Origin of the sequence: Candidatus Poriferisodalis sp. (genome assembly GCF_965214215.1) — a bacterium.
Lineage (GTDB): Bacteria > Actinomycetota > Acidimicrobiia > Acidimicrobiales > Poriferisodalaceae > Poriferisodalis.
Map to the genome: position 1 here is coordinate 374,458 of NZ_CBDCBD010000003.1, position 19,133 is coordinate 393,590.

Annotated in this window: 17 protein-coding genes; 12 read left to right on the top strand and 5 right to left on the bottom strand. The window is 67.2% G+C overall.

The features are described from left to right. The first annotated feature begins 229 nt into the window (after positions 1 to 229). Complete coding sequence (locus ACOOF5_RS04230; RefSeq protein ID WP_420436953.1) at positions 230 to 943, top strand: alkylhydroperoxidase-related (seleno)protein; 714 nt, start codon at positions 230 to 232, stop codon at positions 941 to 943. A 48-nt stretch (positions 944 to 991) separates the two neighbouring features. Next, positions 992 to 1,342, top strand: coding sequence for a hypothetical protein (locus ACOOF5_RS04235; RefSeq protein ID WP_420436955.1), 351 nt, complete (start codon positions 992 to 994; stop codon positions 1,340 to 1,342). A 165-nt stretch (positions 1,343 to 1,507) separates the two neighbouring features. Here the strand turns inward: ACOOF5_RS04235 and ACOOF5_RS04240 are convergent, their stop codons facing one another. Continuing rightward, on the bottom strand, positions 1,508 to 3,328 hold the full coding sequence (locus ACOOF5_RS04240) for a hypothetical protein (protein WP_420436957.1): 1,821 nt from the start codon (positions 3,326 to 3,328) through the stop codon (positions 1,508 to 1,510). A 2-nt stretch (positions 3,329 to 3,330) separates the two neighbouring features. Then, positions 3,331 to 3,867: a YbhB/YbcL family Raf kinase inhibitor-like protein gene (locus tag ACOOF5_RS04245; protein WP_420436959.1), complete on the bottom strand. Its 537-nt coding sequence runs from the start codon at positions 3,865 to 3,867 to the stop codon at positions 3,331 to 3,333. Between the two features lie 252 nt (positions 3,868 to 4,119). Between ACOOF5_RS04245 and ACOOF5_RS04250 the strand changes: the two genes are divergently transcribed. The 7 genes from ACOOF5_RS04250 (at position 4,120) to ACOOF5_RS04280 (ending at position 13,528) form a co-directional block, all read left to right on the top strand. Continuing rightward, entirely contained in the window at positions 4,120 to 5,736 is a 1,617-nt protein-coding gene (locus tag ACOOF5_RS04250) for an alpha-amylase family glycosyl hydrolase (RefSeq protein WP_420436961.1), read from the top strand. Between the two features lie 229 nt (positions 5,737 to 5,965). Further along, entirely contained in the window at positions 5,966 to 7,363 is a 1,398-nt protein-coding gene (locus ACOOF5_RS04255) for an ABC transporter substrate-binding protein (RefSeq protein ID WP_420436963.1), read from the top strand. Positions 7,364 to 7,537: 174 nt separating this feature from the next. Beyond that, positions 7,538 to 9,115, top strand: coding sequence for a carbohydrate ABC transporter permease (locus ACOOF5_RS04260; RefSeq protein ID WP_420436965.1), 1,578 nt, complete (start codon positions 7,538 to 7,540; stop codon positions 9,113 to 9,115). After that, complete coding sequence (locus ACOOF5_RS04265) at positions 9,108 to 10,103, top strand: carbohydrate ABC transporter permease (RefSeq protein WP_420436967.1); 996 nt, start codon at positions 9,108 to 9,110, stop codon at positions 10,101 to 10,103. Before ACOOF5_RS04260 ends, ACOOF5_RS04265 begins: the two co-directional genes overlap by 8 nt. Before the next feature lie 136 nt (positions 10,104 to 10,239). Beyond that, positions 10,240 to 11,211 carry an aldo/keto reductase gene (locus ACOOF5_RS04270; protein WP_420436969.1) on the top strand — a complete coding sequence of 324 codons (972 nt, stop codon included), beginning with the start codon at positions 10,240 to 10,242 and terminating at the stop codon, positions 11,209 to 11,211. Between the two features lie 49 nt (positions 11,212 to 11,260). Beyond that, positions 11,261 to 12,391, top strand: coding sequence for a Gfo/Idh/MocA family protein (locus tag ACOOF5_RS04275; RefSeq protein ID WP_420436971.1), 1,131 nt, complete (start codon positions 11,261 to 11,263; stop codon positions 12,389 to 12,391). 66 nt (positions 12,392 to 12,457) lie between these two features. Next, positions 12,458 to 13,528, top strand: a complete 1,071-nt coding sequence (locus tag ACOOF5_RS04280) for an LLM class flavin-dependent oxidoreductase (RefSeq protein ID WP_420436973.1) — start codon at positions 12,458 to 12,460, stop codon at positions 13,526 to 13,528. Positions 13,529 to 13,536: 8 nt separating this feature from the next. Here ACOOF5_RS04280 and ACOOF5_RS04285 read toward each other — a convergent pair whose 3' ends face one another. Beyond that, positions 13,537 to 14,694: an ABC transporter ATP-binding protein gene (locus ACOOF5_RS04285; protein ID WP_420436975.1), complete on the bottom strand. Its 1,158-nt coding sequence runs from the start codon at positions 14,692 to 14,694 to the stop codon at positions 13,537 to 13,539. Between the two features lie 103 nt (positions 14,695 to 14,797). Here ACOOF5_RS04285 and ACOOF5_RS04290 point away from each other — a divergent pair, with 103 nt between their 5' ends. Together ACOOF5_RS04290 and ACOOF5_RS04295 are read left to right on the top strand one after the other, a co-directional pair. Further along, positions 14,798 to 15,577, top strand: coding sequence for a class II aldolase/adducin family protein (locus ACOOF5_RS04290; protein WP_420436977.1), 780 nt, complete (start codon positions 14,798 to 14,800; stop codon positions 15,575 to 15,577). Between the two features lie 59 nt (positions 15,578 to 15,636). Further along, positions 15,637 to 17,409 (top strand): glycerol-3-phosphate dehydrogenase/oxidase, encoded by a 1,773-nt coding sequence (locus tag ACOOF5_RS04295; RefSeq protein ID WP_420440879.1) that lies wholly within the window; start codon positions 15,637 to 15,639, stop codon positions 17,407 to 17,409. On the opposite strand, the gene ACOOF5_RS04300 is transcribed toward ACOOF5_RS04295, so the two are convergent. Together ACOOF5_RS04300 and ACOOF5_RS04305 are read right to left on the bottom strand one after the other, a co-directional pair. Beyond that, on the bottom strand, positions 17,406 to 17,849 hold the full coding sequence (locus tag ACOOF5_RS04300) for a retropepsin-like aspartic protease (RefSeq protein WP_420440881.1): 444 nt from the start codon (positions 17,847 to 17,849) through the stop codon (positions 17,406 to 17,408). The genes ACOOF5_RS04295 and ACOOF5_RS04300 overlap by 4 nt on opposite strands. Before the next feature lie 73 nt (positions 17,850 to 17,922). After that, positions 17,923 to 18,219: a hypothetical protein gene (locus ACOOF5_RS04305; protein ID WP_420436979.1), complete on the bottom strand. Its 297-nt coding sequence runs from the start codon at positions 18,217 to 18,219 to the stop codon at positions 17,923 to 17,925. Between the two features lie 191 nt (positions 18,220 to 18,410). On the opposite strand from ACOOF5_RS04305, the gene ACOOF5_RS04310 reads away from it, so the two are divergent. Further along, positions 18,411 to 19,133: a crotonase/enoyl-CoA hydratase family protein gene (locus ACOOF5_RS04310; protein ID WP_420440883.1), complete on the top strand. Its 723-nt coding sequence runs from the start codon at positions 18,411 to 18,413 to the stop codon at positions 19,131 to 19,133.

Below are 19,133 nucleotides of genomic sequence, written 5' to 3' on the forward strand. Positions count from 1 at the left end.
GCGGGGCTGATCGTAGGCCGATCGGCACCCCGCGCGCACCCGCGCACCGGCACCGGGCGCCCGTAGAGCGGCACCGCGGGCGCTCCCCGCCCGATGCGTCTCACTGCCTGCGCCCACAGCGCGTAGCGGCCACCTGTGCGACGATGTCGATTGGGCCGCGCCCGACAACGTTGCGACGTGAACGGCGTGACCCGCACACGTCGACATGAGGACGAGCGGAGGGGCACCCATGAGCATCGCAGCACCACAGCGCACGTACGACACCGAGCTGCCGATCCGAGATGATCTCGGTGCCGCCCACGGCGAGATTGCCGCACGCTGGGCCCGGCCGGGCACGTGGTGGACGGCGGCGCAGCGCTCCGAGATCGTGAAACAGGTTCGGGCGGCGCGTGACCACCGAACCGACGATGGCGACGTGCTGCCCCCTTGGGTGCAGCCCAGCAGCATCGACGGGCTCGTCGATCCCGAAGGGCCGCTGCCCGCTGCCGCCGTCGACGCGGTCTGGCGCATTACCAACCATCCGGGGACGCTGACGGAAGACTGGTACACCTCGATTATCGACCGCGGCGTCGATCCGCTGGCATACGTCGAGCTGGTGGGCATTGTGGCGCAGGCCAACTGTGTCGACCGTTTCGCCGATGCGCTGGAGCTGCCGCGCATCGAACTCGACGAGCCCGGCGACGGCCCACCGGGACGCGAAGGCGCACCCGCAGCGGTCAAGTACCACTGGGTGCCCACCGCCGACCTCAAGATGCCCAACGTCATCAAGGCCCTCAGCGCCGTCCCGGCAGAGAACGAGGCGCTGTTCATCTTGTCCGACGCGCAGTACGTGCCGATGGAGCGGGTGCGTGGCGATGTGGTGTCGGACCGCAACTCGCTGACCCGGCCCCAGATCGAGGTGCTTGCAGCGCGGACGTCGAAGCTCAACGAGTGCTTCTACTGAACGTCTGCTCACGCGCTGCTGCTCGGTCTGAGCGGCCAACAAAAGGACATGGAAGTCGGCTACGACACCGTCAACGGTTCCGATGGAGGTGACGGCGGCGTTCCCCATGGCGCCCTGCTGGCCCGCCTCGCCGAGGCGATGTGGGAAGGCGACCGCGAGGCCACCGCTGCGGCGCGTGCTGCGGTGGTCGATGCCGCCGGCGCCGACGTCATGGTCGATGCCGTAGCGGTCAGCGCCAACTTCCACATGATGACCCGGGTCGCCGACGGCACCGGCACGCCACTGGACCCGGGCACCTACGACATGTCTGCACCGGTACGCGAGGCCTGCGACCTCAACGGTTTCGTGTCACGCCGTGACCCCCACGGCGATCGCCAAACCGCCCAAGGGGCCAGCTGAGCCTCAGCCTTGGCAACGTCGTGGGCGTCTCCGAAGACTCTGAGCAAATTCAGGAGCGCCTGTCCGCCTACCTGCAGTCCGGCTGCAGCTCTCCCGTCAACGCTCGACTCGGTCGGCACCGCCGAGAGTCCGTAGCGGTCCTGGCGCGCTGCTGGGTGAGTGCTGTCAGGTCCTGAAGCGCTTGGTTGGCAGGTGGGGGCCGACGTAGCCGACGTGAACCTTGCCGGTGGCGTTGCGGCCTCGGGTTCCGTCATGGAAGTACAGCCGCGGCGCGAACGAGGCGTTCGACAGCTTGAGATGCGCTTGCATCTCGATGCGTCCTGCCGGATCGACGCTGGCTGACACCGGCAGCAACCGGTACTTGCGCAGCTCGGGCTGGCGCATCACTTCCTCGGACTCGTTCATCGCCAGCTTCTTGGCGTTGGCGAACCACACCCGCTGATGCTTGCTGCGGCGGCACCAGTCACGGAAGTCTTTGTACTCGGCCCCCGTGTTGGCATAGGCCTCCAAGGCCAGCAGTCCGTCGAAGACGCTCAGCGCCCATGACTGGGACTCGATTGCACTGTCCAAGTCGGCTATCCGCTGTTCGGCCGCAGTCGGGATCTCAATCTTCGACAGGTTCGCCCGGGCGAGCTGCAGCGCTTGACGGATCGATGTGACTTGCTGGTATTTGCGCTTGGACGCATCAGCTTCGGGCGTCTCGGCGCTCTGGCCCGCTTGCAGCAGCCACTCCACCATCTGGTCCTGGGCATCGATGAGCTGGCGCTGCAGATCGTCGGCACGCAGCTGTGCGAGCTGCAGCTCTTCGCCCATGTCCAAGACTTGCTGGGATATCTCTTCTCGCTGTTGACGTGCTGCTGCTCGCTGTTCGCGCGTCTCGAACAGCGCCTCCCACAGGTCGTCGCGCTCGGACTCCAGCGCGGCGATGCGCTCGCCGGGGCTGGGCCCTGCTTCGAGCATCGGCGCTCGGCGCTGGCTGCCCAGCCGAGCGCGGGCCTGCCCGTACAGCGGCGGCGGCTCCCGCTCGGTGAGCGCGAGGCGGAGCAGCTGCGATGCCCACCGGCCCGCCTGATGGGGATCGCTGCGCACCAATTCCGCCGACAGCGTCCGGTGCCGGTGAGGATCCTGCGAGCCGGTCAGGTACAGCCGGGCTTCGCCGGGCTGCAAGTCGAGCTCGCCGCCGACGAGACGTTGGAACCGGGTCAGCAGCGTCAGCGGCATGACGAACACGCGCGCAAGTCCGGCAAGCTGCGATGCGGCGCTGTGTGCCCGGCGGGTCATGTCACCCATTGCCGTGTCGGGGTTGATCGGATCCCACGCGATCACCAAGTACGGAACGGGCCGCAGGGACGACACGATGGCGTTTCGAATCGCTTCGGTGTGTGCGGCGTCGCGCACCTGCACCGGATCGACCGACAACGGCTCGCGGCCGACATGGGGCCGTCCGCCGCCGCGGATGCCGGCCTCGAGCAGTTCGTGCACAAGCGCCTCAACCCCGGTCTCGCGAAGCAAAGCGAGCTGCGAGGACGCGTGCTCTGCGCGAAACGTCGGCATCGGGATCGACCGGTCCGCATCCGGCGTGCGGTCGCCGGCCACCAGCACGGCAGCAGGGACCTCGACATCTACCCACAGCCAAGCCGAGTCGGCGTCGCTGAGCACACGGGTCGAGACCACTGTCGCGCCGGCGGATGCCTGCCGCACGAGTTCCAGCGCGGTGGTCGTGACACCGCCGTCGGTGCTCGTCTCGCGGGTCAGGTCCAGCCGGCAATCGGCTGCAGCAGCAGCAACCGAGGCACGAGCTGCGCCGGCCTCGCCGTCGGCGCCGGGGCCGCCGCGGGCCACGTCGAGTTGGGGGTGCTGCGACTGCGCCCAGCCGCGAAAGGTGCCAGCGGCGAGCTCGTGAAGGCCAGCTCGGCCGTCTTCCCACATAGCCCGGTAGACCACTTCGAGATGGTCGCGACCGCCGGCCGCCGGTCCGGCCGTCATGGCTAGCTCTGTTCGTAGACCGGCGTGATGAGGGCGCGGCCCAGCGTCGTGCCGAACATGTTGAAACCGCAGATTGCCGGCGAAACGCTGTCGTCGATCGGCAGCGTGGCGACGCTCAGCGCATGCACCGCGAACATGTAGCGGTGCGGGCCGTGGCCTGCGGGCGGGGCGGAGCCCAGATAGCCGTACAGCCCGGCATCATTGCGGAGCTGTTTGGCACCGTCGGGAAGCCCGCTGCCCTCCCCGTCGCCGGCACCTGAGGCGAGTTCGGTGCACGACGCCCCGATGTCGTACACCACCCAGTGCCAGAACCCGCTTCCGGTCGGCGCGTCGGGGTCGAAGCACGTCACGGCGTAGCTCTGGGTGCCCTGGGGCGCACCCGACCACGCCAAGTGGGGCGACCGATCTTCGCCGCCGGCACCGAAGATGCCCGAAACTTGCGGCATTGCCAGCATCTGGCCCTCAGCTACGTCGTCGCTTCGCACCTCGAACGACGCAACGGCGGGAAGGAAGTCGTAGGGACTGGGAGGTTGTGGCATGGCTGTTGCCTTTCAGTTGTCGTCCGGTCGTCGATCGTGTGCCCCAAGTGTGGCGCATGCCATTTTCTCCCGCGCTACGATCGTGACGTGTTCACCGCTCGGGGTGAAAACTCCGGGCAGCACATCACATAACCCAAACTGACAGACCAAGGACCGGCCCGCTTCTGCGGGTCGGTCTTTGGTTTGCACGGCCCGGCCCGCTTCTGCGGGTCGGTCTTTGGTTTGGCCGACCGGCTGCACTAGAACTCCATTGTGACCAGCAGCAGTTCGAGGCGGTGGTGGGCGGGCGCTGCCGGCTATCAGATCTACATCCGCTCATTCGCCGACTCCAACGACGACGGCGTCGGAGACCTCGAGGGCATCAGATCGAAACTGGGCTACCTCGGCGACCTCGGTGTGGACTTCATCTGGATCACCCCGTTCTATCCCACGCCCGGCGATGACTGGGGCTACGACGTAGCCGACTACTGCGACGTGGATCCGCTCTTCGGCGACCTGGCGGCATTCGATCGGCTGGCTGACGAAGCGCGCGACCGCGGCATCCGCATCGTCACCGACCTGGTGCCCAATCACACCAGCAGCAGCCATCGCTGGTTCCAAGCAGCGCTCGGCGGCGCCGGCGCGGCGGACCGCGAGCGCTATCGCGACTACTACATCTGGCGCGACCCGGCACCCGGCGGCGGGCCGCCCAACAACTGGGTCGGCTACTTCGGAGGTCCGGCCTGGACACTGGAGCCGGAGTCCGGCCAGTACTACCTGCACCTGTTCCTGCCCTCGCAACCAGACCTGAATTGGCGTAACCGCGCGGTGGCCGACGAGTGGGACGCCATCTTGGGGTTCTGGCTGGACCGAGGTGTCGCCGGCTTCCGGATCGACGTAGCCGGCGGTCTGGTCAAGGACGCCGCGCTGCGCTCGAATCCGCAGTTGCAGCCGATCCCCCCCGGCGTCAGCCGCTGGGAGCAGTGGGACTGCTTCGAACACCTCCACGACGTCTTTCAGCCCGAGAGCCAGGACGTGTTCCGCCGATGGCGCACCATCTGCGACAGCTACGGCGCTTTCCTGCACGGCGAGACATACCACCTCGACCCTCGCGGCATGGACAGCCTGCTGCCGCCCGACGGCATGCACGGCGGCTACTGGTTTGCGCCGATGCACATCGAATGGAGCGTCGACGAGCTGTGGGAGACGCTGACGGGACCGGGCGAACTCTCGGACCGGTTGCTTTGGGCAGCGGGCAGCCACGACATGCCTCGCGCACCGACACGTTTCGGCGGCGGCGAAGCGGGCCGCGAACGCACCTTGGCCATGAACGTGCTGTTCGCCTTCGCCCCCGGCGTGCCGGTGCTGTACCAAGGCGAGGAGCTAGGGCTCGAAGACGGGCTGGTGGCACCGGAATCGAAGCTGGACCCGGTGGGACCCGACGGCGACGTGGCTGCGGGCCGCGACGGCTGCCGCACGCCGATGCCGTGGCGGCCGGGGCCGTTCAACGGCTTCTCGGCGGTCCGCCCGTGGCTGGCCAGCGAGCAGCGACCCGACGAGCACACTGCCGAAGCACAGGAGAACGTCGAGACCTCGCAGCTGCACAGCTACCGGCGACTGCTGCAGGCTCGGCGGCGACTGTTCGAAGCGGACGGCTTGGCCGACGAGGAGGTGCAGTGGGCGCGCGACGGCGGCGGAGCAGTCATCGTGCTGCGCCGCGGACCGGTAGTGGCAGCAGTCAACACCGCCGACGCCGAGGCCGCGGTGCATCTCCCCACCGGCAGCGAGCTGATTTATGCGACACCGGCTGCGGGCCGCGTCGCGCCTGCCTTGCTGCCAGCAGAGTTGAACTTGGCGCCCCGCAGTGCCATCGTCTGCCGCCTGAACTAGGCGGGTGCGTGCGTCACGCGACTGTCATACTGCGGGATTCACGGCGCGCTACCCACGCTCGTTAGCCTGCACGGTCAGGCAAATCGCCGAGACGACTGGCCAGCAGCGACCGTCCCATGGTCGCACGGTGTGCGCGACAAGACGCGGCACTGCGTTGGTATTGCGTCATTCAGGGAGGAATTACTCAATGGCACACCCATCCGAAAAGCGAACCCGACGGGGACGCCGTGTGACTCAGCTGATCGGCGCGCTCTTCGCGTTCGCGCTGATCGCTGCTGCATGCGGGGGCGACGACGAGGACGAGGCAGCAGCGACGACAGAGGCGCCGGCTGCGGCGGACGAGATGTCAGATGACATGTCCGATGACATGTCAGACGACATGAGCGACGACATGGCTGAGAACATGATGGACTTGTCGGGGACGAAGGTCACCGTCTTCGGTCCCGAGTCCAGCGACGAGGAGGCCGGTGCCCTGCGGGATGCGCTGGACCACTTCGCGGCGGAGACAGGCATCGAGATCACCTACACCGGTGCCCGCGACGCTGCAGACCAGATCAATGCGCAAGCAGCCGGCGGCAACCCGCCGGACATCTTCATCTTCCCGCAGCCGGGCAAGCTGGCCGACTTCGCACGCGACGGCCACGTCATTGCGCTGCCCGACGATGTCATTGCCTCGATGAACGAGCACTGGACGCCCGCGTGGACGGCCTTCGGTGACGTCGACGGAACCCAGTACGGCATTCCGAACAAGTCCGACCTGAAGTCGCTGGTGTGGTACAAGCCGGCGCTGTTCGAGTCGAAGGGCTATGGAGTTCCGGGTACCTGGGACGAGCTCAAGGCACTGTCGGCCGAGATGATCGCGAACGGCGATACCCCGTTCTGCATCGGCATCGAGAGCGGTCCGGCCACCGGCTGGACCTTCACCGACTGGGTCGAGGACTTGATGCTGCGCTTCCACACGCCTGCGGACTACGACGCGTGGGTCGCCGGCGATCTGGCGTTCTCCAGCGACGAGGTCAGCGGTGTGTTCAACGAGGTGCTTGACCTGTGGAACACGCCGGGAATGGTGTTCGCCGCCGGTGGCTCCATCGCCGCGACGCCGTTCGGCGACAACGGCCAGCCGCTGGTCGACAACGACTGCATGATGCACCGCCAGGCGTCCTTCTATGCCGCGTTCATCCCCGAGGGAACCGTGTTCGCGGACGGCTCGGCCGACGCCGTGGACACCTTCTACTTCCCGTCGGTGAAGGGCGACCAGCCCGTACTGGGCGCCGGCACCCTGGTGGGCGCCTTCCGCGACGCTCCCGAGGTGTGGGAAGTCATGAAGTACTTCGGCAGCTCCGAATACGCCGAGGTCCGCCAGCGCTCCCAGACCGAGCGCAAGGGCGGCGGCCTGTCCGGCTTCCTGTCGGCTGCGACCAATCAGGACCCGAGCGTGTACCAACCGCTCGAGCAGTCGTTCCTCAGCATCTTGCAGAACGCCGACGTCGTGCGCTTCGACGGTTCAGACCTGATGCCTGCCGAGGTCGGCGCCGGCACCTTCTGGACCGAAGGAACCGCGGTGGTCAACGGCGACAAGAGCGTCGCTGAGGCAACCCAGGCCATCGACGACAGCTGGCCCGGCTGAGACTGAGCCGCACATGGCCGGTGTTGCGCCGCGAGGTGCACCCGCCGGCCAGGTCGAATTCGTAGGCGAAGGGCCGCTCCGCACGTGCGGGGCGGCCCTTCGTCGTGACTCCGGCGCGCCGATCGCCGGAGCCGAGGTGCGCCGCTGCCCAGCGCCAACTGCAAGACTGCGACCATGGCGGCGTTGTGGGGGGCTCTTGCAGGAGTGGTGATAGCCGTCGGTGCCAGCGCCGCAGTGTTCTGGGTCACTCACCGCCTGTTCGGACTCGTCGAGCGGCGCTGGGCCGTCGTGACCGCAACCTCAGGCGTGCTCGCCGGAGGCGCTGCGGGTGCTGTGGCTTCAGGTCTTCGCAGTGGGGCCGACTCCACGCCGTTGCTGGGAGGCTCACAGCTCTCATGGATTGTCGGCGGTGCTGCGGTATTCGGACTGGCAGGCGCAGCCGTCGGGATGCTGCGGCCCCCCTCTGCGAAACGCACATCGGCCATGCAGAGCCGGCTGCGAGCGCTCACCTTTGTGGGACCGGCCATGCTGTTCGTCGCACTGGGGCTGATCATCCCGCTGCTGCGGACCATCTACCTGTCGCTGTTCGACAAGGCCGGCACCGGGTTTCGCGGGCTTGCCAACTACGGCGACATCTTCACCAACGCACAGAGTCTGGATTTGTCGGGCTGGGCCGGCATCTTCGGCAGTCAGTTGTTCTGGGGCAGCGTCATTCTGTTTGCCTTTGCGGCGGTCATTGCGTTGGTTCGGGGTCGACGTCGCGGCGTCAAGGCAGACATCTCAGCCAGCACGGTCGGGATCGGGATCGGCGGAGGCCTGCTGCTCAGTTTCGCCGTGTTCGCCAATCTGCGCGGCACAGTGATGAACAACCTGTGGTGGGTGGTGGCGGTCACGTTCCTGTCCACCGCACTGGGCCTGCTGGCCGCGGTGATCGCCGACCGCACCAAGCGCGAATCCTTCGCCAAGAGCCTGATCTTCTTGCCGATGGCGATCTCCTTCGTCGGAGCGGGGATCATCTGGCGCTTCATGTACATCGCCCGTCCGCCTCAGAAGTCTCAGACCGGGCTGCTCAACGCCATCTGGGTCTGGCTCGGCACGCTGAGGCCCTCCACCGGCGGGGCGTGGATTGCGGTTGCCGTCCTGGCAACAGTTACTGCCATGCTGGCCGCACTGTGCGCCTTCGGCGTGCGGCGACGGCAGTCGGCGCTCGCCATCGGCTCGGCGACCGCGGCCATCCCGCTGCTGTGGCTGATCTACCGGTTCATGGGTCCGGGCGTCGGCGGTTCGGTGATGGGCCCCAACGGCGAACCGATTGCGGGAACGATCCTGTTCGTCCAGGAATCCCCCTTCAACAATGTGTGGTTGATGGTGGTGCTGATCTGGATCCAGACAGGGTTCGCCATGGTGATCCTGTCCGCAGCGATCAAGGCGGTGCCCGCGGACTTGATCGAGGCGGCCCGGGTCGACGGCGCAGACGAGCGCCAGGTCTTCTTCCAAGTGACGCTGCCCACCATCGTGCCCACCATTACGGTGGTCATGACCGCAATGATCGTGCTGGTCATGAAGGTGTTCGACATCGTGCGAGTGATGACCAACGGCAACTTCGGCACGCAGGTCATCGCCAACGAGATGTGGCAGCGCAGCTTCACCGAGTTCAACTTGGGGCTGGGATCGGCCTTGGCGGTGGTGCTGTTCTTGGGCGTGGTGCCGGTCATGGGCCTCAACGTCAGACGGATGCAACGCGGTGAGTAGCGCCGTCGAGGCCGAAGAGGCTGCGCCGCCGACCCGAGCCGGCCCGGCATCGGGTGGGCGTCAAGGCACCGACCGCGTCGGGCGAGCCGTGTACCGCTTCCTGCGCTCCATTCCGGTATGGGTGCTGTGGCTGATGGTGATCGTGTGGAGCGTTCCCACCGGCAGCCTGTTCCTCAACTCGTTCCGGCATCGTGACGATCAACGCGCCTCGGGCTGGTGGACGTCGTTCACTGAGGGCAACTGGACGCTGGAGAACTACGGCGATGTGCTGTCCTCCGGCGCTCAGACCGGCGGGCTGTGGCAGGCGCTGCTCAACTCGTTCGCGATCGCCCTTCCGGCAACGATCATTCCGATCGCCATCGCTGCTTTGGCGGCGTACGCCTTTGCATGGATCCCGTTCCGAGGCCGCGAGTGGATCTTCATCGGGACTGTGTCGCTGCTTGCCCTGCCCAACCAGGTGGCCTTGCTTCCGCTGCTGCAGATGTTCTCCGGCGGCGCGCACTGGTCCCTTCCTGGGACCGAGATCGTCGTCACGCTCATTCCCGATTTCAGCCTCGCCGGCACCGCAACGGCCGTGTGGCTGACCCACACCGCATTCGCCTTGCCATTCGCCATCTTCCTGCTGCACAACTACATCTCGACCTTGCCCGGAGAGCTGTTCGAGGCGGCCCGCATCGACGGCGCCGACCACTTCACGATCTTTTGGCGGATCGTCGTCCCGCTCTCGGTGCCTGCCCTGGCGGCCTTTGCCATCTTCCAGTTCCTGTGGACCTGGAACGACTACCTGATTGCTTTGACCATGCTCGGCGCCGCGGGCGAGAACTACCCGGCCACCATCAAGATCGCCTCGATGGCCGGCGAGTTCGGCCTGCGGGAGCACTTGCTGTCGGCCGGTGCGTTCGTGCAGGCAGGCGTGCCGATGCTGGTGTTCTTCTTCCTGCAGCGGTTCTTCGTTCGCGGTCTGCTGGCCGGCTCTGTGAAGTCCTGAATGCGTGCATCGCAACGACACGATCGGGCTCAGAACCGGCGCACGGCATCGGCGCCGCCCCGGCAGACTGCGCCCTAGTCCATCTGACGTCTGGGCCGAGGTGACTGTGTCAAGTTCCGATGTACCGACCGGGCTGGTGCGGTCTGCTCCGAGGCGTCTCGGATCGAGCGGGCCGAAGGTCGGACCGCTGGCTTTGGGCCTGTGGCGCTTCACCGGCACCGACGTCGGCCAGAACGCAACGCTGATCGAAGCCGGGCTGGAGCTCGGCATGAATCTGGTGGACATCGCCGATGTGTACGGGCTGGACTGGGGCGGGACCGGCTTCGGCAGCTGCGAGGAGAACCTGGGAGCGGTGCTGGGGGCCCGGCCGGAACTGCGCGACCGCATCGTGCTCGCCACCAAGGGTGGCATCGTGCCGCCGGTGCCGTACGACTCGGGTGCGGCAGCTCTGCGAGCAGCGTGCGAGGCCTCGTTGGAACGGCTCGGAACCGACCGGATCGACCTCTACCAAGTGCACCGGCCCGACATGTTCACCCATCCCGCCGAGGTGGCCGAAACACTCGACGGCTTGGTCGCTGACGGTCTCGTCGGTGCTGTGGGCGTCTCCAACTACTCGCCTTCCCAGACCAGGGCGCTGGCAGCCCATCTCGAGGCGCCGCTCGTGAGCACCCAGCCTGAGTACTCGGCCGCCTGCCTGGACCCTCTGCGCGACGGCACGCTCGACTTGTGCGCGGAGGTGGGCATGGTGCCGCTGGCATGGAGTCCGCTAGCAGGCGGGCGACTCATGACGCAGCGCCCGCTCGACGGCGGGCCTCTCATGGCGCAGCAGTCGCTCACCGGCGAGCGACTGCTGGCCGAAGCGGACGAGGACAGCGGCGTGCGACCGGATCTGCTCGACACGCTGGATCGGCTGGCCGAGCGGGAAGGCGTCGACCGGGCTGCGATTTGCTTGGCCTTCGTGCTGGCTCACCCCACTGCACCCATCGCCATTGTCGGCACGCAGCGGCTCGAGCGTCTCGAAGCGCTGCAGGCCACGCTCGCCGTCCAGCTTGATCGCAACGACGTGTACGACATTGTCGAAGCCTCCGAAGGGGTGCCGCTGCCGTGACGGGCACCGGCGACAGCTCGCATGGCACTTCCGCCAGCGCGCACTCGCGGTGAGCGAGACGGCCGCGGACGGCGACCGGCCGATGCGCTTCGGCGTCATCGGCACCGGCATGATGGGCATCGAGCACATCGCCAATGTCATCGCACTCGACGGGGTTGAGGTAGCGGCGTTCTGCGACAACTGGGAACCATCGCTCACCGCAGCCCAGCACGAACTGGCCTGTAACGGTCTCGATCCGGTGCCGTGTTTCGACGACCACCGGGAACTCCTCGACGCAGAGCTGTGCGATGCCGTAGTGATCGCAACGCCGAACCACCTGCACACCGACATCGTCTTGGACGTGGCCGCGGCTGGTGTTCCCCAGCTAGTCGAGAAGCCGCTGGCCACCACGCTGGATGACTGCCGACACATCATCGGCGGCATCGAGGCGCTGGGGAATACAGGACCGCTGGTGTGGGTCGGACTGGAGTACCGCTACATGGCACCGGTGGCTGCGCTGATCGAGCAGGCCCACGCCGGCGCGGTGGGTCGCATCGCAATGGTGACCATCCGCGAGCACCGCTTCCCTTTCCAGCCCAAGGTGCGCGACTGGAACCGGTTCAACCGCAATACCGGCGGAACACTGGTGGAGAAGTGCTGCCACTTCTTCGATCTCATGCGGCTCATCGTGGGCTGTGAACCCGTGCGGGTGATGGCATCGGGCGCACAGGACGTGAATCACCTCGACGAGCGCTACGACGGCGAGACACCGGACATCTTGGACAATGCCTTCGTGATCGTGGAGTTCACCTCAGGGGCGAGGGCACTGCTGGACCTGTGCATGTTCGCCGACGCCACGCGCAACCAAGAAGAGCTGTCGGTGGTGGGCGACAGCGGAAAGCTCGAAGCGCTGATCCCCGACGACGTGCTGAGGATCGGCGTGCGCGAGCGTGACTGGATCGGCAATGTCGAAGAACGACAGATCACCAGCACCGCCCCGGTCGTCGGCCATCACCACGGCTCGTCGTACATCGAGCTGGAACGCTTTCGCGACGCTGTGCTGACATCAAGCCCGGCCGAGTGCACGCTGACCGACGGGCTGTGGTCGGTGGCGATCGGCCGAGCTGCGCACATCTCGATCGACGAGGGCAGGCCAGTGCAGATGAGCGAGCTGCTCGCCCCGGCGGAGTTGGGCTCGTGAGCGCCGCGGCGCAGCTTGCGGAGCCGCGGCCATGACCACAGCAGCGCAGCTCGCGGAGCCGCGGCCATGACCACAGTGCCGCCGGAGGTTGCGTGGTTCTCGGCGCTGTGCGACGACGACTACGAGTTCTTGGGGGTGCCAGATCCGAACCTGGCCAGCACCTGGGAGCACTGTGCCGACATCGTCACCACCGCGGAGCGCAACGGATTCGACAACGTGCTGCTGCCTTCGGGCTACGACCTCGGCATCGACGCCACCTCGTTCGCCGCTGGCATCGCCACACAGACCGAGCGCATCAACCTGCTGCTGGCGGTGCGCATGGGCGAACTGTGGCCGCCCCAGCTGGCGCGCCAGCTCGCCACCATCGACCGCATGTCCGCGGGGCGCCTGACCATCAACATCATCTCCAGCGACCTTCCCGGCGCGCCGCTCCCGTCTGCCCCGCGCTACCAGCGCACCCGCGAGTACATGAGCGTGCTGCGGACGCTCCTCGACGGCCAGCCCGTCGACTTCGACGGTGAATTCGTGTCTGTCCAGCTCGACCCTCCCCGCGTCCGCACGGTCAGCGGGCAGTGTCCGCCGTTTTATTTCGGCGGCTTCTCCGACGACGCGAAAGACACTGCCGCGGTCGCAGCCGACGTCTTTCTCACCTGGCCCGACACCGTGGCGGGCGTTGGGGGCACCGTCAGCGAGATGCGAGATCGCGCTGCCGCGGTCGGGCGGGAGCTCACGTTCGGCCTGCGATCACATGTGATCGTGCGGGACACGCACGCAGAGGCCATAGCGGCCACCAAGCGGCTCGTCAGCCAGCTCGACGACGACACCGGTGCCGCGATACGGGCTCGGGCACTCGATTCGGCGTCGGTCGGCGTGCGACGCCAAGCCGAGCTGCGAGACAGCGCCGACGGTGACGGCTTTGCCGAGGAAGGCCTGTGGACGGGCATCGGCCGTGCCCGCAGCGGAGCAGGGGCAGCCATCGTGGGCGATCCCGACGAGGTCGCCGCAAAGCTCGACGCCTATCGAACGGTGGGCATCGATGCGTTCATCCTGTCGGGCTACCCCCACATGGCCGAGTGCGACCTGTTCGGACAGCTCGTCCTGCAATCCATGCCCCACCGCAAGCTCTGGAATCCGTAAACGAGGGCTCAGGAGCGGATCGCAGCCTCGGTCTGGGGATCGAAGAAGTGCAGACCGTCGACATCCACGCTCAGCTCGACCGTCGAACCCGGCCGGGCGGCACTGCGAGGATGAACCCGGGCAATGACCATGCGATCCTCGATGCCTTCGAGCGCATCGGGATCGCCCGCCTCCACTGACGGGGCGTCGAGCGGGAAGTGCAGCAGCAAGTCGGAGCCCAGCGCTTCGGTCAGCGACACCGTCGCCCGCAGGCGTGGTCCGCCCTCGTCCGCGACGGTTGCGTCCTCGAACGCTTCGGGGCGGATGCCGACCACGACATCGGCGCCGTCATATCGCTGCAAAGCGGGATTCGCGGCGAGCACTTCGTTGCTGAGCACGAGCGTCTGCGAGCCCAGCTGCAACTGCCAAGCGTCGGCGCTGCGTTCCAGTCGCGCCGAGCGCAGGTTCATCGCAGGCGCGCCGATGAAACCGGCAACGAAGAGGTTGTCGGGCCGTTCGTACAGGTCGGTCGGGTCGTCCACCTGCTGCAGCAGGCCGTCTTTGAGTACGGCAACACGGTCGCCCATGGTCATGGCTTCGACCTGGTCGTGGGTCACGTAGATGGTGGTGGCACCGAGGCGGTGCTGCAGGGCCGTGATCTCTGCCCGCATCTGCACCCGCAGCTTTGCGTCCAGATTCGACAGCGGCTCGTCCATGAGAAAGACCGCAGGGTCACGCACGATGGCACGGCCCATCGCCACCCGCTGGCGCTGGCCGCCCGAGAGTTGTGCGGGCTTGTTGCCGAGCAGGGGTTCCAGCTCCAGCAGGCGGGCGGCTTCGCGCACCCGCGTCTCGACCTCGGCTTTGGGGATGCCTGCCAGCTTGAGGGGGAAGCCGATGTTGCGGGCCACGTCGAGATGGGGATACAGCGCATAGCTCTGGAAGACCATCGCGATATTGCGGTCCTTGGGCTCCACATCGTTCATGCACTCGCCGCCGATCAGCAACTCCCCGTCGCTGATCTCCTCGAGCCCGGCGACCATGCGCAGCGCGGTGGACTTGCCGCAGCCCGAGGGGCCGACCAGCACCAGGAACTCGCCATCGGCGATGTCGATATTCAGTTCAGTGACCGCGACGAAGCCGTTCGGGTACTTCTTCGTCAGCCGGTCGAGGGTGACCGTCGCCATGAGACCCCCATGTGCAAGCCTGCTCAGGCCGGTTGGCCGACACTACTTCGCCTCGACGGAGCCGGGCGACTCGCTGTGATGCCGCCGTGGCAGAATTCGCCGCGTGAATGCTCGCGACCTTGCCGCAGAAGCCGTCGAGCCGTTCGAGGCTGATCCGCACGCTGAGCGCGCCCGCCTGCTAGACGATCTGGCCCGTGCATACCGACTGTTGGGAACGCTGCGCTGGGGTGAGCTGGGCGATGGACACATCACCTGCCGCGATCCGCTGCGGCCCGACCACATGTGGCTGTTGCGCTACGGCGTGCCCTTCGAACAAGCGCGCATCGCGGACCTTGTGCTCGTCGCGCCCGACGGCACCGCCGCCGATCAGGATGGCCGACCCGCATTCGTCAATGCCAGCGCCTACTACATCCACCATCCCATTCATGAGGCGCGCCCCGACATCGGCGCCGCGGCGCACACGCACACCGGGTGGGGCACGCCGTTCTCGGCCGAGCGGCGCATGATCGAGCCGATCAATCAGGAAGCGACCTGCTTCTTCGACGACCATGTCCTGTTCGACGACGAAGAGGTGCAGGTCCTCTCCACCGACGGCGGCAAGCGCATCGCTGCCGCGCTCGGCGGCTGCCGAGCCGCCATATTGGCCAATCACGGTCTGCTGACGGTCGGCACGAGCCCCGCCGATGCTGTGGGCTGGTTCGTGTTGATGGAGCGGGTAGCCGAAGTGCAGATGAAGGCCCGCAACGCCATCCCGATCTCCGCCGAAGCAGCGCGCATCGCCCAAGACGACCTGACCCGCGGCGACTTCGGCTGGAACCTCTTCGGCTGGGCGATCCGCCGCCACCTGCCCGACGAGTTCGCCGACGGCGCGAGCGGCCAGTGAGCGACCCGGCCGCGACCGGCACGGCTGCACCTCCCTGCGGCACTGGCGGCGACAGCAGGCTGGGACCCTCCCAGCGTGCCGCCTGGCTTGACGAGCTCAGCGGCGAGCGGGACGGCGGCCGCGTAGACGTCGTCGTCATCGGCGGGGGCGTCACCGGCGCCGGCTGCGCCCTCGACCTGGCACTGCGAGGTCTCAGCGTCGTGTTGCTCGAACAGCGCGACCTCGCATCGGGCACCTCGAGCCGATCGTCGAAACTGATCCACGGGGGTCTGCGGTACTTGCAGCGCCTCGAACTCGGTCTTGTGTCCGAATCGCTGAGCGAGCGCCGGCTGCTGTTGGGTCAGCTGGCGCCACACCTGGTGCGGCCGGTGCAGTTCCTCTACCCGATCCGGCGAGGGTGGCGCGAGCGGCTGCGCACCGGGCTCGGCATCGCGCTCTACAGCTTCCTGGCAGGCCGCAGCCGCCACAGCAACGGCTCGCACCGCCACCTCGGTGCCCGCGCAACGCAGCGCCTTGCCCCCGGCCTCGATGCCGGTGTGGTGCGCGGAGGCATCACCTACTGGGACGGCCAGACCGACGATGCTCGGCTGGTCGTCGCCATCGCCCGGACGGCGGCAGCACACGGCGCCCGCATTCTCACCTCGACCCGAGTGCAGGAGCTGGTCGTCACCGGCGGCGCAGTCCGCGGCGTGATTGCTCACTGCGGCGAGACCGGTCGCACGTTCAAGCTGAATGCAGACGCCGTGATCAACGCCACCGGCGTGTGGACGAGTCAGATCGAGCAACTGGCGGAGTGCGGCGCCGACGCTCCCGACCTCGAGCGGACCCGCATCCGCGCTTCGAAAGGGATTCACCTGCTGGTGCCCAAGGACCGGATCGACTTGCATTGCGGGCTGATCGTGCCGACGCCGCCCAGCGTGCTGTTCGTGGTGCCGTGGGGCGAGCGCTGGATCGTCGGCACCACCGACAGCGATTGGGATCTCGACTACGCCCACCCCGCTGCGAGCAGCGCCGACATCGAGCTGCTGCTCGAGCGCCTCAACAGTGTGCTGGCCAACCCGATCAGCCGTGAGGACATCTGCGGCGTCTATGCGGGATTGCGGCCGCTGGTTGCCGGCGACGATCCGTCGGTGAGCGAGCAGTCAGCCAAGCTGAGCCGCGAGCACAGCATCACCCGCGTGGCACCCGGGCTGGTGTCTGTGGCCGGCGGGAAATATACGACCTACCGGGTCATGGCAGCAGACACGGTCGAGCGAGCGCTCGACGAGGTGATGGAGGCCCGGGGCGGGGCTGCGCCGATCCTGCGCCGTCGCCGTCGAGATGCTGCGGCGCGCAGATCCGCCACGTTGCGCACCCCGCTCGTGGGCGCCGCTGGCTACGGGGAGCTCCGGCAGCGTCACGACGAACTCGGCGCCCGCGTGGGACTGAGCCGTGCCGCGGCTGCACACCTGCTGGACCGCCATGGCGACCGGATCACCGAGGTGCTCGAGTTGATCGCCGCCCAGCCCGACTTGGGCGAGCCGCTGGCTGCGGATCTGCCCTACCTGCGCGCCGAGGTGACCCACGCAGTCCGCAGCGAGGGCGCCCTGCACCTCGACGACGTGCTGACCCGACGCACACGGCTGTCGGTGGAGTCATGGGACCGCGGCGTCGACGTTGCCCAGGACACGGCCGAGTTGATGGGCGCCGAACTCGGTTGGTCGCCTGACACGATCGAGCGCGAGGTCTGGCACTACCAAGCACGAGTCGACGCCGAGCGAGACAGCCAAACCCACCCCGACGACCAGACCGCCGACGCCGCACGCCTCGGCGCCCCCGACATCCGCCGCTAATTCCCGGCAGCGGGAAACCGCAGTGTCGCTTTCGACGACGGCCCGTCCCACGTCAGCTGTCCATGCCGGAGGATGTCTCGGCCGATGAGCATGTGAACCGCTCGCAACGGCCGTCGAACAGCATGAACTTCGACCGGCCGCGGGCGTGGCCGCTGACCGGGCCCCAACGTGACTTGCACCACGCAGACCTCAGCGGGCTCTTCACCATGGACTGTGACGACGGGCACAGTGCGGATGGCTTCGAGTCCTAAGGCCTCCGCCGCCTCATCACTGATCACCGAGACTTCCGAACCTGCGTCGACCAAACCGTCTCCGCGCTTCGGGAAGGTCAGCGGAAGCTGTACGAGGCCAGCTTGGCGCCGATGTGCCTCGTAGGCCGTGAGCGCCAATTCGACGTTGAAACAAGCCCCGTTTCGGCCGATATGCGCCGTCAGAACCACAGCGTTCCATTGGTCAGCGAATCTCAAAGCGCTCTAACGTTGAAATGACGCCCAAAGAGCAGATTCACTCGGCTCAGATTGCGTCAGGCTCGTGCAGGAAAGGCCCAAGAGCCGCGCTGATCACGATGGGTTCTTCGCGTTTCACAATGGGTTTGACGCAGAAGCGCTTCCGAGACGGGTGCAAGAACCCGGCGTGAGCGGCCTCCGTTTCAGTGTCGAACACCTCAATCTCAGATTGGAGTGTTCCCTGCACCACGAGTGCCCAGCGGCCTTCATCGGTGCGCAAGAGCCGTCTCTTCGCCCGGTCGAAGCGCGCTTCCAGCCGGCCCAGCACCGGATCCGGTCGCACCCGCCACGCCTTGGACTCCATGGGCCGATCATGCCATGCGTGAGGGGCGCGGGACTCGCATTTTCGGCTGAGTCACTTGGCATCGCCGAGAGCAGCCACAGGAGGCCGCACGTGCACAGCGTTGGAAGGAGATGTCTGTCGAGATTGTCGCGTAGTTCCATGCCTAGATTGGCGCGATGGTTGTTGATTATGAAGTCTAGGGGCGGGTCGCGATTTTCACGCTGAACCGGCCCGAAGCCCGCAATGCCATCAGCCACGAGGTGTCCTCGGAGATGGAAGCCCATCTCGACACCTTCGAGGCCGACCCGGAGGTCTGGGTCGGGATTCTTGCGGGAACCGGCACCGTGTTCAGCGCTGGCGCCGATCTCAAGTCGGTCGCAGCAAAGAAGCCGATCGAGACGGAGAAGGGCGGCTTCGCCGGGCTCGCTCGCTACCCCCGCACCAAGCCGCTCATCGCAGCGGTGGACGGAGCGGCGCTGGCCGGCGGCTTGGAGATCGTGCTGTCGTGTGACCTTGTGGTGGCCTCGCCCCGGGCCCGTTTCGGCATTCCCGAGGTGAAGCGGTCGCTGGTGGCCGCCGCCGGCGGGCTGTTCCGGCTGCCGCAGGTGGTGGGCCGCAATGTCGCGCTGGAACTCGCCATGACCGGTGATCCGATCTCCGCGGAGCGCGCGTACCAGCTCGGCTTGGTCAACGAGATGGCCGACGAAGGCGAGGTGGTCCCTGCTGCGATGGAGCTCGCCGAGCGGATCATCGCGAACGCCCCCAAGGCGGTGCGCGAGAGCCGCGCTGTTGTGCTCGAGAGCCACGCACGCTCCGAGGAGGACGGCTGGGAGATCACCAAGGATCACTTCCGCAACATCTTGGGCACCGAGGATTTCCTTGAGGGACCGCGCGCCTTCGTCGAGAAGCGCGACCCAGTGTGGACCGGCCGCTGA